The sequence below is a fragment of the Martinezella miluonensis genome (assembly GCF_900094545.1).
GTDB lineage: Bacteria > Pseudomonadota > Alphaproteobacteria > Rhizobiales > Rhizobiaceae > Rhizobium > Rhizobium miluonense.
On the sequence record NZ_FMAH01000040.1, the window covers coordinates 1 to 12,141 of the forward strand.

A 12,141-nucleotide genomic window follows, 5' to 3' on the forward strand; every position below is an offset into this window, starting at 1 on the left:
CGTGCGGTCGGCACGCGTGCGCCGATCCTGGTTGAAGCGAAGGCCAATGCCCGCTCCCTCTCGGCGTTGTAAGCAACGCCTGCCGGGCAAGGGGATCGCTGGATTTCGTCCATGATCAGTTTGCCTGCGGCAGACGCTTCCGCGTTCTCAACATTGTCGATGATGTGACGCGCGAATGCCCGGCGGCAATCCCGGACACATCTATCTCCGGTCGACGTGTTGCTCGAGAACTGACGACGCTGATTGAACGACGCGGTAAGCCAAAAATGATTGTCTCCGACAACGGCACCGAACTCACGTCGAATGCCATCCTCGCCTGGTCGAAAGATCACAAGGTCGAATGGCACTACATCGCGCCAGGAAAGCCGATGCAGAATGGCTATGTCAAAACCACCGAGGCTCTAATCGCCGCCGGATGAAAGTTCAGTGGCAGGTCACTGCCAATCATCTGTAAGGCCGAGCTCCACAAGCGTTTCCAAGAGCGCATCCCACACCCCTTGCTCAGCCCAGCGGCGGAACCGGACATAGACGGAATTCCACTTTCCGTATCGCTCATGCATATCCCGCCACGGGCAACCCACCCGAAGGACGTGCAACATACCATTCATGAACTGGCGGTTATCATGCGAGGGACGGGATTTGCGCCCACGCTCTGCCGGAAGAAGCGGCTCCACAATCCGCCATTCCGCGTCGGTTAGGTCTCCACGTGCCATCGCTGCCTCCTAAAAAGCAGTCTTGAATCAGACCTCAACTGATTTGAGAAGACACTTTGTCAACATGACCTAGTCGTTGTCCGTAGCTTCCCTACCTCAAGTGCTCCTCGATCAGCTCCCGAGGCGCGGCGCTAGCGCATAGGATGGCGAGGTCGTCGCTCATTTGCAGGTCATCTTCCCTTCCATGCAGGCATTCCCGACGGCTATTGCTGCGCATCCAAAATAGGATTGATTGCCCGTGATCATCGTCGAGGACATCAGCGTTACACAAGATGCCTGTGCGTCTTCCGGGACAATCGCCCACTTAGCTTTCAGCTTTTCTCCATAGGATTTTTCGGCTTGCATGCAGGAGTCGTAAATTGTCTTTTTCGTGCTGTCCGAAAACATCGCAGTAGTCGATTGGTAGTATCTGTCGCTGTCTATCATCGGCAGTTCTGCGCAAAAAGCGTTTGATGAGAGGAAGGCGACAAAGATCAATGGTATTTTGCAGCGCATGACAGAGGCCTCACATCCTCGTAAACCTGCCTACGACGCGGCCGACGATCACATGCTCGCTTCGCTCTATGCGAGTAAGATTGCTGCGGCGACAGTGAGAGTCAAGCTGCCGCCTAATATCGTTCGGCGTTGCAGAGCAGCTACAGCTTCACGTTTTCCATTCGTCAGACCTTAAGGTCGCCCAATCGTTACTTGGGCGAGCTATACCGCATCACAGTGGCCCCGGCACTTGCTGAAACTCCGATCTTTATTCTAAAGGACGAGTCGAGGCCGGCTATCCATTCCGCTGCATCACAGATTCAACGGATTGTCAGAAGGCGTTGATAAATTACCGTCGGAATTTGCTGGACGACCGAAATTGGCGCGTAAGACTGCTATTATCATCGGCAATGGAAGGCTGGAGCGTGATCTTTCCAAGATCATTGACGCCGCCGAATTTGTCATGCGCTTTAACGAGCCGAACCTCTCGGACGACAGGAGCGGCTCGCGCACGGATGTGCTCATGCTGGCCGCCTCGAGCAAAGCTCTGCATCGGCGGATGATCGAGCCGGCCTTTTTGGAAAATGCGGCGCTCAAGTCCGCAAAGATACTGATGCTTGCCTACCATCCCGAGATCATCCGCAAATATCACCCTCGGCCCAACATCTTCCAGCGCCTGCAGGGGCGGAGGGCCGATTGGACATTGCAGGCAATTGAGCTTATGGGGCATGCCGGCAAGGAGATCCGCATCATGCCGCCGCAATTCTATGCGAAGGGCTGCGCGGAACTCGGCATTGCGCCGAACCAGATGCGCACCGTCTTTCCAAGCACTGGCTTCCTCGGCATTTGTTATGCCCTGGCCAATTTCTCCGCCTCCGACTGGGATATCCGCCTATGCGGCTTCGGTTGGAAGGGGTGGAGGCGGCACAACTGGCAGGGTGAGCGTGCCTGGGTCGAGGACAAGTTAGCCAGCGGCCGCATTGGGGTGCTTGCATAAGCCAAGCGACATCATTCCCCTATGGATTCAATGGTCCCAACTAAACTCGGATAGACCTTTATCGGTATCGACAGTGACGGAAAGCGGGTTGCATTCGAAAGAGCCGACAGCGAACCTTTCTCCATAGGTTAAAGTTGATTCGTTGTTGGGTAGCTCTGGCATGGTAAGCCTTGCGGTGTACCTGCAGTTGCCGCGATTGACGGTCACGGATTTGATCGTCACGCTGTCGTTCAACGATGTTATGACCACAGACCAGTTATCGTCTGCAACTCCATTGGCAAGCATCAGCGCAGATGGGAGATTATATTTTTGCGCTATGAGGCCGCTGCTTCCAGAGGGCTCGAACTCCGCAGTTTGCGCTCCTGCCGGGGTATCAAGAACCACCTCGATAGGATCGCAGTAATATGTGCCGGCAAAAATGCTCTCACCGAATTTCAGCGAGACTGGCAACGGGACGCCGCCGCCATGCTGACACCCGCGATTTACATCAACGTGGTCGATTCTTAGGTTATCGATCTTTGAGACAATTCGTACATCCCAAAATCGAATATCGCCCCCTTGCGGCTGCTTATCCACGATGAACGTGTCATCGGCGAGAGCCGGGAAAGCCAATACAGAAAAGGCAATGCAAGTCGCCACGCGCATGGACGTTCTCCGAATGAGATCATCATGGCAGCGCACGCGCGAATGTCGATGGAAGTAATTCGCGTTATGGCTGCAGTCGAACGGATTTTCTCAATCCTCAGCCTTGAATGGCTCTCGTCCGAGGACCTTTGCGATTTTCCGCCAATCATAGCTGCCCATACCGGGGATACGCAAAACGTCGGCGGTGCTCAGATGCCCAAGGTCTTCAACTGTCTCATAGCCAAGCCCAGTCAGCTCCCGGAGAAGCCAGGGCTTGAGTTTCAGGTCGGCGAGTTTTGTCTTCATGCGCTAAAAGAAACAGATCGATGCGACATAATCAAGATAATGCTTATGCAAATTAGAGTTGCTATCAATGTCCGCAGGTCGATCTGCGCTAGGACGCTGGTAGTCTTCGCGGCCCGGATGATGCGCTCGATATCGGCTTGGCGGAAGGCGGCTCTAGTCATGGTCTCGGAGTGACATCCATTAGAGACAGATGTCCTCGTCTTCTTCCATATCCTCCCTATGATCGGCGGGGACATATGGCGAAACCCCAACCTTCTTCCCGTCGATCTCCACCCATACCGTCACGCCCTCAAGTTTCGCGACTTTGGCCATTCGCTGCAGGTCGGCTTGGCTGATGAATGCTCGTTTGGTCATTTCTCTTTGAGCCTTAACTTTGCACGCTGTGCAGCCTTCGCGGCGCGTTTGCTCGCCGCCTCCGCATCGCATTTTTCACGCAGCAGTCTCAGTTTGAGCTTTACAGCCTCTTGGGCGGTCATCTGAGGTGCGGGCGGCGTAGTCTTGCGCATTTCCCGCGGCTCAGGGCCTTTGTCGGTGCATTTCTCAATCATGCGCTTTATGCCGTTGCGCGTGACGAAATCCTTATTCGCAATCCGGATAATCTCAAGATTGCCTTTTCGATGCTCTGTCCGCAAACTCGATTTCGTCAAATGGCCACCAAGAAAAACTCGGCATGCCTTTGATAGTGGAATTGGATCATCATCGCCAATTTCCTCGGACATTCAGAATACCTCCCGTTTTTTCCCTCCGGCGGCAAATCCTCGAATGACATTTCGAATTGCCCTCCTTTGCACATTCGCTATTTCGCAAGCCGCACGCCTGGGCCGCCATTTAAGGTCTCACCGTCGCCGAGAAAAGTTACACCTGCACCCTCTAGCGCCCGGCGAATGGCGGCTAGATTGTTCACAGAGGGCAGGCGGCGCCCCTTCTCGAAGTCCCGGACGGTGCTCTCACTGAGGTTTGATTCTTTGGCGAGGTAGGTTTGCGACCAATTGAGAAGGCCCCGTGCTGCGCGAGATTGTTCGGATGTGATTGTCATAAAAAGGCATCCTTTCACCATTTTCGTTTAACACAAACGAAAATCGTTGACATGCGGTAAAATTCGCGCTTTCTATCAGAAATAAACGAAAACCGTTAAAACTGTGGAGAAGATCATGCGGAACCATGCTGTTGCGGCCGCCGGCGGAGCTGTGCCTGTGGGAAACATACTGGCGAGTTTGCGGGATATGCTGAAGTCAGGGGATGTGGGGGGTGCCTTATCGCTTTTGGACACGGAGCCAGAATCCCATCAAGCCGAAAGCCCTCTTTCTAAACTCTATGCTGCCTGGCAAAGTGCCTTTAACAACTGGGTAAACAGCGTTTCTCGTGACGAGGATCTGCCCGAAGGCCCTCTCCATGATGCATGTGAGGAAGCATTTGCGGCTCTACTATCCTGTCAGTGCCACTCGGCAGAAGAAGTTCAGCTTAAACTCGCATACTTTAGCCTGGATCGCGATTTGAGAGATTGGGACGTCTATTATTCTGCCGCGTTAATCAACACACTACGGATAGATGCCGCGAAGATCAAACACCCTGAACGTAGGGTCTCACCTTCTGGAAATATTCCAATCCTCTACGATGAATGGTTGGCCGTTCGGAACCGAGACATTGCGCCTCAGACGGAGGAGGAGGCCGAAGCCGGATATGAGAAATATGCGGACCTACAGTCGCGGATTATCGCTGCTGAGCCGCAGACGCCTAGCGACGTCGCCATTCAATTCCTCGTCGATACCGACGACGCCGATAGCAGTTATTCCAAAATTTTTTTGGAGCGTATTCGCCAGATCAGCCAGTCTGCGACCCCACTTGCGAATCGGAATCTGATGAGCACCCAGCACCTCAACCTCACAGAAGCAATGGGTCGTCTCGGCGACCTCCTCAACGAGGCAGCAGCAATCGTTCGCGACAACCCCGAGCTTAAGATCGATCGCATCGCGGTCAATGAGCATGGTGTCCACACGTTCATCAAAAACGCCGCCCTCGCACCACAAAGCTATCTTACCGAAGCTATAGCCAGCTACAAAAAAGCCCAGCGAGCTTGGTGGACACTGTGCAGAGTTAGCGATGATACCGACGACAGTCGCGAATGGCATGCGTACGAGGCAGCGGCAGACGACGTCCTTTATCATCCTTGCCGAAATCTTGATGAGGTGCGGGAGAAGGCGCGCTTTATTACCTCGAACGACAACGCTTTCGATAGCCTTCGGAACTGCTATCTACCGGATGGAACGGCGGTCCTTGTGCAATTCCTTCGCTCACTCTTGGGCAATCCTGTCGACAATGGGCCGATAACGTCCAGCTAGTTCCCGTACATTACTTCCCGCATTGGGGGAACAGAAGGGGGATGTCGACTTTACGACCATCTCACTTGTGAAGCAAAAACAAATGGTTAGGTGAAAAAGATTGGCGCACCCGACAGGATTCGAACCTGTGACCTTTGGAATCGGAATCCAACACTCTATCCAGCTGAGCTACGGGTGCACGCCTTAGGCGGGTTGAATCGCCTGTCCGATGGCTGGTTCTTAGCCTAGGAAGCGCTTGGCATCAATGCGGAAAATTCAGGAAAGCGCATATCGGAGGTTATGAATGAAAAAGGCCGCGGGCTTTTGGGCCGCGGCCTTGTTTCATGTGCGGTCGTTTCGGCTTATTCCCTCATCGCGCCAGGGCCGGGAATAGCCTTTGGCGGGACCTTGCCGAGGATGATCATGCCGAGGACTTCGTCCTTGGTGACGTCTTCGGTGCGGGCGTGGCCGACGACCTGGCCGTTTTTCATGACGGACACGCGGTCGGCGAGGTCGAAGACGTCATGGATATCATGGCTGATGAGGAAGATGCCGATGCCTTCCTTCTTCAGCTGCTTGATCAGCTCGCCGACCTGGGCCGTTTCCTGCGGACCGAGGGCAGCCGTCGGCTCGTCCATGATCAGGATGCGAGCATCGAAGAGGATGGCGCGGGCGATCGCCACCGACTGGCGCTGGCCGCCGGAAAGCGCTTTCACCGGCTCCTTGAAGCGCTTGAAGTTGGGGTTCAGGCGGCCCATGACCTCTCGCGCCTTGGCTTCCATGGCGACATCGTCGAGCGTGCCCCAGCGGGTCTGCAGCTCGCGGCCGAGATAGAGGTTGGCGGCGGCGTCGACGTTATCGGCGACGGCGAGCGTCTGGTAGATCGTCTCGATGCCGTATTTCTTGGCGTCGCGCGGGCTGCGTATATCGACGGTTTCGCCGTTGATCAGGATATCGCCGCTATCGCGCTTATAGGCGCCGGAGAGGATCTTGATCAGGGTCGATTTGCCGGCGCCGTTATGACCGAGAAGGGCGACGACTTCGCCGGGGTAGAGGTCCACCGAGGCGTTGTCGACCGCGTGGATGCCGCCGAAGGCGATGGAAATGTTCTTCATTTCCACAAGCGGAGTGGTTTTATCCGTCATGGTTCAGAATTCCTTTTACTTGGCGCGCGAGCGGTAGACGATGTCGAGCCAGACGGCGACCACGAGAACGATGCCGACGACGACGTTCTGGATCGGTGTATCGACGTTGGCGAGGCCCATGCCCGATTGCAGCGATTGCATGACCAAGGCGCCGAGCATGGCGCCGGCGACCGTGCCGCTGCCGCCGGCAAGCGACGTGCCACCAATGACCGCCGCAGCGATGGTGAAGAGTTCGTAGGTGGTGCCCTGCGAGTTGACTGCCGAATTCAGGCGGGCCGTCGAGATTGCCGCGGCGACCGCAGCTAGAAGGCCCATCAGCGCGAAGATCCTCACGATGACCCATCGGGTCTTGATGCCTGCGAGCTCGGCGGCTTCGGGATTGCCACCGATCGCGAAAACATAGCGGCCGAAACGCAGACGCGTGGCGATGAAGGTCATCACGATGCCGATGAGGACGGCAATGAGAACCGGAACGGCAATGCCGTATGGAATATCCAGCCCTGCTTCCGGCCAGGCAATATTATGTTCGGTAGCGTAGCGCTTCGCGATGCCGACCGGCCAGTTATAGCTGTTGAAAAGATAGATGGTACCGAGCACCACGACGGAGCCGAGGCAGCCGAGAAAATATTCTGCCCAGAGCGGACGGCGCGGAAAGCCGAAGCGCTTTCTCTGGCGGCGCGAGCCGACGATGCCGGTAATGATCATCAGACAAGCAAGCACGCCGACGACCCAGCTCCAGTTCGCCCCGATCGAACCGGTGGCGCCGCTGCCGCCCATGATGATGAAGGTGGAGTCCATGGGCGCAACGGTCTGGCCGCTGGTGACATACCAGGCAAGGCCGCGCCAGACGAGAAGGCCGCCGAGCGTGACGATGAAGGAGGGGACATTCATGAAGGCGATGATCCCGCCCTGGAAGGCGCCGATGGCCGTACCGATCACAAGACCGCAGATGAGCGTGATGATCCAGGTCCATGAACTGTCGAAGCCGAGATATTGCGGCAGCCATTTGGCCTGCATGACGCCCATGATCATGGCGACGAAGCCAAGCACTGAGCCAACCGACAGGTCGATGTTGCGCGTGACGATGACCAGCACCATGCCGGTGGCGAGAACGGCGATCTCGCAGGTCTGCACCGAGAGATTCCAAAGGTTTCTGGCTGTCAGGAACTCGCGGCCGTCGAATATCCGCAAATAAAGGTCGAAGCCGATCCAGATGATCAGCAGCGCCGCTATCATGCCAAGCAGGCGGGTATCGATTTCGGTGGCGCGCAGGAAGCGCGTGATGACGCCTTCCTCTGCGTTGCGCGGACCGCTCGATGTTGTGGAATGTGTCATGTCGGCCATCGCTTTGCCGTTCTCCCACTGTTGGGCGCAGGCCCGCGATTGCACTTTGTTGATCGCTGGGCAGTATCCGCGCTGGTCACAATAGACGTCATCGCTTGCCCATCCGGTTTCTTCCGGTTCCACGACCGCCATCCGGCAAGCCGATCGGATATGCGATGACGCAACACGTGCGGGAAACCCTTCTCTCCATTCTGGGTGGAGTTGTCTGCTTCTTATCCGCATTCGACGCCGCAACGGGAAGCCCCCTTGCGGCGTCGGCATTATATTCGGGTCAGCCCGTCAAGTCTGGTGTTTACTTGCAGGCCGCAACGCTGCCGGCCTTCACGCCCTGGCAAGCTTCAGCCTTGGAAATCCAGCCGGCGTCGATGACGACGTTCAGATTGTCCTTGGTGACCGGGATCGGGGTGAGGAAGACCGACTTCATCGGAACGTGCTTCGGACCGCCGTTGAAGGTCTGGACGCCGGAGATGTCGTCCAGCTTCTTGCCCTTGGCGAGGTCGATGGCAATTTCAGCAGCGCGCTTGCCGAGTTCACGCGAGTCCTTCCAAATGGAAACGGTCTGCGTGCCGAGTGCGATGCGGTTCAGAGCGGCCTTGTCTGCGTCCTGGCCGGAAACCGGAACGGAGCCTGCGAGACCCTGGGCGTCGAGGGCTGCGACTGCGCCGCCGGCGGTGCCGTCGTTGGAGGCGACGACCGCGTCAACCTTGTTGTTGTTGGCGGTCAGGAACTGCTCCATGTTGCGCTGCGCGTTCTGCGGCAGCCAGCCGTCCGTGTAGGCTTCGCCGACATTCTTGATCTTGCCGGCGTCGATCGCGGACTTCAATACTTCGATCTGACCGGAGAAGAGGAAGTCTGCATTCGGGTCGGAAGACGAGCCCTTGATGAAGACGTAGTTGCCTGCCGGCTTTGCCTTCAGCACTTCGCGAGCCTGCATGCGGCCCACTTCCTTGTTGTCGAAGGTGATGTAGAAGGCGGCAGGGTTTTCGATCAGGCGGTCGTAACCGACAACCGGAATGCCTTCGTCGGCAGCCTTTTCAACGGCCGGGCCGATGGCGTCGGAGTCCTGAGCGAGAATGATGAGGGCGTTGGCACCCTGCGAAATCAGCGATTCAACGTCGGTCAGCTGCTTGGAAGCGGATGACTGCGCGTCAGCGGAAATATACTTGGCACCTACGGCTGCGAGTGCCTTCTTGATGGCGGCTTCGTCGGTCTTCCAACGCTCTTCCTGGAAGTTGGACCAGGAAACGCCGACGACGAGATCCTTGGCGAAGGCTGCCGTCTGCATGGTCAAAACGATGGCCGCGCCTGCAGCCAGCTTGATGAAAGCTTTCATATGATCCTCCCGAGTGAATGCGACCGCACGTATCCTGAACTCCCGTCGGTCGCCGCGATAATGCTGACGAGAAAAGGTTTTGTTTTTTCTCGACAGTCGAGAAATTTACTGTCAGAGATTTTTTCAACTGTCAACACCCGCATCGTCAGGCTAGATAAGAGTCGTCCGGAGATGCGGAGGGGAGGGTTAATGAGCGGGAGGCTTACCGATGCTGGCCAAATCGAGCACCGAATTGGTCCGTCAGAAAAACAGCGCCTTGGTTCTGTCGGCATTGCGCCGGCACGGCCCGCTCGCTCATACCGAACTTTCTGATTTTACGAAGCTTTCATCTGCGACCGTATCGGTGATCACCGCCGATCTGGAGCGGGCGCAGATCATCGAAAAGGCGGAACAGCAGGCAGCCAGTGGCCGCGGCCGGCCACGAGTTTTGTTCTCGCAGCGGCGTGATTGCGGCTATCTCATCGTCGTCGTCATCTCCTCCGATGCCGTGCAATATTCGCTGGTGGATTATGCCGGGCGGCTAATCGACCGGTTCAGCGAGGAACGGTCGCAAGAGGCATCCGGCGTCGGCTCGTTCGTGGCCGCTCTGCGCGACGCCTTGCACCGGATTGCTGCCCGCTCGCAGCTCGCCCGCGACAAGGTGCTGATGATCTCGATCAGCAGCAAGGGGCTGGTCGACCCCTCCGAGCCGGTGCTGCGCTGGTCGCCGATCTTCGGGCGTGACGAAATCGATTTTGCCGCGGTGCTTCGCGATGAATGGTCGGCCAGGATCATACTCGGCAACGAGACCTCGCTTGTCGCCTCCGCTCTCGGTCGGCAGGAGGAAAATGGGAAAGGTTCCGACTTCCGGGCGCTGGCGGCGCTATCGCTGGGGCACAGCATCGGCCTCGGCATCGTGCGTCGTGAAGAAGAGGGGCGACACCAGGTCTCTGCGCCCAATTTCGGGCACATGATGCATGTGCCGGGCGGCGGTCTTTGCCGCTGCGGCGCGCGCGGGTGCATCGAGGCTTACGCCGGTTTCTACGCCATGCTGCGCACGGCTTTCGACGTGCCGCTGGATACGATCCCGGCAAAGTTCGTTCCGATTGCCGAGCTCGACAAGATTGCCGCGAGTGCGCGGCAGGGCGGGCGCCGCAATGTGCTTGCCTTTCGCCAGGCCGGCCTGGCGCTCGGAAATGGCCTGTCGCGTGTCTTGAGCCTGCACGAGCGGATGCCGATCGTCATCACCGGCCCGGGCGTGCGCTACTACGATCTGCTGATCGAGGGCATAGAGGAGGGGCTGGCCGAATCGCATGTCGTGCGCATGGAGGGCATGCCGGAGCTGCGCGTCGTCGTCGACGAGCAGACGCTCGTCTTCGAGGGGCATTTGAACCGCGCGTTTTCGATCATCGATAGCGACATCGTGAGGAGAGGGGCCTCCGTCGTGGAATTGCGCGACCAGGCCGGTTGAGACGCGACGATCGCGCAAGGCGCGGCCAGGCAACTGGCAGTAGCGCCGCCAATGAAATCAATCCGCTAAGCCCGTGGTTTGATCGTCCTCGCGAACATGCAGGATACGGTCGATCAATCCCCATTCCAAAGCCTCCTCCGCCGTCATGAAGTGGTCGCGATCCATGGCGCGCTCGAATTCCTCATAGGAACGGCCGCAATGCTCGGCGTAGAGCCGCGTCATCCGGTGCTTCGTGCGCTTGATTTCCTCGGCGTGGATGAGCATGTCGGAAGCCTGGCCCTGGAAGCCACCCAAGGGCTGGTGAATATGGATGCTGGCGTTGGGCAGCGCGGTGCGCTGGCCTGGTTCGCCGGCCATCAGCAGGAACGACCCGATCGAGCGGGCCGTCCCCATGCAAAGGGTATGTACCGGGGCGCGGATATAACGCATGGTGTCGTACATGGCGAGGCCGCTGGTCACGACGCCGCCCGGCGAATTAATGTAGAGGCTGATCGGCTTCTTCGGGCTTTCCGCCTCAAGAAACAGCAATTGTGCGCAGACCAATGCCGAAACGACATCGTTCACTTCACCGTTCAGAAAGATGATTCTCTCGCGCAGCAGTCGGGAATAGATGTCGAAAGACCGCTCTCCTCTACTGGATTGTTCCACGACCATAGGGACGAGCTGCATCGCTTCGCGCATCGGCGAACTCCAATCGTTTTGAAATTATTGACAGCTTCAGAGCTTCAGGCGGCGCACATGACGCAGAAGCCATTATTGTTCGCTGCAGCCTTTTCAGCCCTGCGAAGCCGCGCATCATCAAGTTCGTGGATGATCCGCAGGCTTGTACCGCCGTTTGCGTTGGGAGCTATCCTGAAGGTCACGGTGCTTTCGAGAAAGGGCGGTGCGTCGTCCCGCAGCCTGTAGCAGATCTCTTCGCCCGGCGTGATCGATATCGCTTCGGGATCGGCCAAGGCTTCCTTCGGCAGCCAGTTTTCCCGAAGTTCAGGGGTGCTGACCGCGCGCCAGACCTTTTGCGGCGGCTCCTCGAGGTCGTATTCGAGTTCGATACCGTTTTTCCGTGCGGGGATATTGAGATCGTTCATTGGTCCATATCCTTCAGCAAGATCTTGAGAGCTTCGATGCGGGCAGGCCAGTAGGCGCGGTATTTCGCCAGCCACTGGGCGATGAGGGTAAGTCCCTCCGGATCGACTTCGTAATTCACGAAACGCCCCTGTCGTTCTTCCCTGACTAGCCCGGCGCTCCGCAAGATGGCGAGATGCTGCGACATCGCCGGCTGGCTGATTTCTATGCCTTCGCGCAGGGCGCTGGCGTTCATCCTGCCTGCGGCCAGCTTTTCAAAGATGGCGCGGCGGGTCGGATCGGCCAAGGCCCGGAATATTTCGTTCTCTATCATAGCAATAGATAAGCAGATACTTATGTGATTCGCAAGAGATT

General features: G+C 57.4%; 15 protein-coding genes, 1 tRNA gene and 2 pseudogenes. 4 read left to right on the plus strand and 14 right to left on the minus strand.

What is annotated here, in order from left to right; all coding sequences use genetic code 11:
* Nucleotides 1-392, plus strand: a pseudogene (locus GA0061102_RS25290) (DDE-type integrase/transposase/recombinase); the annotation flags it as partial.
* 45 nt (nt 393-437) lie between these two features.
* On the opposite strand, the pseudogene GA0061102_RS25295 reads toward GA0061102_RS25290, so the two are convergent.
* Together GA0061102_RS25295 and GA0061102_RS25300 are read right to left on the minus strand one after the other, a co-directional pair.
* Nucleotides 438-713: pseudogene (locus GA0061102_RS25295) on the minus strand (transposase); the annotation flags it as partial.
* A 159-nt stretch (nt 714-872) separates the two neighbouring features.
* Nucleotides 873-1,208, minus strand: a complete 336-nt coding sequence (locus GA0061102_RS25300; protein WP_092854316.1) for a hypothetical protein — start codon at nt 1,206-1,208, stop codon at nt 873-875.
* A 358-nt stretch (nt 1,209-1,566) separates the two neighbouring features.
* Between GA0061102_RS25300 and GA0061102_RS25305 the strand changes: the two genes are divergently transcribed.
* Nucleotides 1,567-2,184, plus strand: a complete 618-nt coding sequence (locus GA0061102_RS25305) for a glycosyltransferase family 29 protein (protein WP_245298136.1) — start codon at nt 1,567-1,569, stop codon at nt 2,182-2,184.
* A gap of 27 nt (nt 2,185-2,211) precedes the next feature.
* On the opposite strand, the gene GA0061102_RS25310 is transcribed toward GA0061102_RS25305, so the two are convergent.
* The 5 genes from GA0061102_RS25310 to GA0061102_RS25325 form a co-directional block, all read right to left on the minus strand.
* Nucleotides 2,212-2,829, minus strand: a complete 618-nt coding sequence (locus tag GA0061102_RS25310; protein ID WP_092854320.1) for a hypothetical protein — start codon at nt 2,827-2,829, stop codon at nt 2,212-2,214.
* Between the two features lie 90 nt (nt 2,830-2,919).
* Nucleotides 2,920-3,114: a hypothetical protein gene (locus tag GA0061102_RS33670; protein ID WP_092854322.1), complete on the minus strand. Its 195-nt coding sequence runs from the start codon at nt 3,112-3,114 to the stop codon at nt 2,920-2,922.
* Nucleotides 3,115-3,294: 180 nt separating this feature from the next.
* Complete coding sequence (locus tag GA0061102_RS33015; protein ID WP_159432207.1) at nt 3,295-3,468, minus strand: hypothetical protein; 174 nt, start codon at nt 3,466-3,468, stop codon at nt 3,295-3,297.
* Nucleotides 3,465-3,833: a hypothetical protein gene (locus GA0061102_RS25320; protein ID WP_245298137.1), complete on the minus strand. Its 369-nt coding sequence runs from the start codon at nt 3,831-3,833 to the stop codon at nt 3,465-3,467. The genes GA0061102_RS33015 and GA0061102_RS25320 overlap by 4 nt, the downstream gene beginning before the upstream one ends.
* Before the next feature lie 77 nt (nt 3,834-3,910).
* Nucleotides 3,911-4,171 carry a helix-turn-helix domain-containing protein gene (locus tag GA0061102_RS25325; RefSeq protein ID WP_342588044.1) on the minus strand — a complete coding sequence of 87 codons (261 nt, stop codon included), beginning with the start codon at nt 4,169-4,171 and terminating at the stop codon, nt 3,911-3,913.
* A gap of 94 nt (nt 4,172-4,265) precedes the next feature.
* Between GA0061102_RS25325 and GA0061102_RS25330 the strand changes: the two genes are divergently transcribed.
* Nucleotides 4,266-5,453, plus strand: coding sequence for a hypothetical protein (locus GA0061102_RS25330; protein WP_092854326.1), 1,188 nt, complete (start codon nt 4,266-4,268; stop codon nt 5,451-5,453).
* Nucleotides 5,454-5,554: 101 nt separating this feature from the next.
* On the opposite strand, the gene GA0061102_RS25335 is transcribed toward GA0061102_RS25330, so the two are convergent.
* From GA0061102_RS25335 to xylF, 4 genes are all read right to left on the minus strand, one after another.
* Nucleotides 5,555-5,631, minus strand: a tRNA-Arg gene (locus GA0061102_RS25335).
* A 163-nt stretch (nt 5,632-5,794) separates the two neighbouring features.
* Nucleotides 5,795-6,577, minus strand: a complete 783-nt coding sequence (locus tag GA0061102_RS25340) for an ATP-binding cassette domain-containing protein (RefSeq protein ID WP_092854328.1) — start codon at nt 6,575-6,577, stop codon at nt 5,795-5,797.
* A 15-nt stretch (nt 6,578-6,592) separates the two neighbouring features.
* The gene (locus tag GA0061102_RS25345) at nt 6,593-7,921 is read right to left on the minus strand and encodes a sugar ABC transporter permease (RefSeq protein WP_092854422.1); all 1,329 of its coding nucleotides are present in this window, start codon (nt 7,919-7,921) and stop codon (nt 6,593-6,595) included.
* Between the two features lie 292 nt (nt 7,922-8,213).
* Entirely contained in the window at nt 8,214-9,254 is a 1,041-nt protein-coding gene (gene xylF / locus GA0061102_RS25350; protein ID WP_092854329.1) for a D-xylose ABC transporter substrate-binding protein, read from the minus strand.
* Between the two features lie 208 nt (nt 9,255-9,462).
* On the opposite strand from xylF, the gene GA0061102_RS25355 reads away from it, so the two are divergent.
* Nucleotides 9,463-10,704 (plus strand): ROK family transcriptional regulator, encoded by a 1,242-nt coding sequence (locus GA0061102_RS25355; protein WP_092854331.1) that lies wholly within the window; start codon nt 9,463-9,465, stop codon nt 10,702-10,704.
* Nucleotides 10,705-10,761: 57 nt separating this feature from the next.
* Here the strand turns inward: GA0061102_RS25355 and GA0061102_RS25360 are convergent, their stop codons facing one another.
* The 3 genes from GA0061102_RS25360 to GA0061102_RS25370 are packed head-to-tail and all read right to left on the minus strand — an operon-like array spanning nt 10,762 to nt 12,100.
* Nucleotides 10,762-11,385 carry an ATP-dependent Clp protease proteolytic subunit gene (locus GA0061102_RS25360; RefSeq protein WP_092854333.1) on the minus strand — a complete coding sequence of 208 codons (624 nt, stop codon included), beginning with the start codon at nt 11,383-11,385 and terminating at the stop codon, nt 10,762-10,764.
* Nucleotides 11,386-11,429: 44 nt separating this feature from the next.
* Nucleotides 11,430-11,789 (minus strand): SRPBCC family protein, encoded by a 360-nt coding sequence (locus tag GA0061102_RS25365; protein ID WP_092854335.1) that lies wholly within the window; start codon nt 11,787-11,789, stop codon nt 11,430-11,432.
* Complete coding sequence (locus GA0061102_RS25370; RefSeq protein ID WP_092854337.1) at nt 11,786-12,100, minus strand: ArsR/SmtB family transcription factor; 315 nt, start codon at nt 12,098-12,100, stop codon at nt 11,786-11,788. Before GA0061102_RS25370 ends, GA0061102_RS25365 begins: the two co-directional genes overlap by 4 nt.
* Nucleotides 12,101-12,141 lie beyond the last annotated feature (41 nt).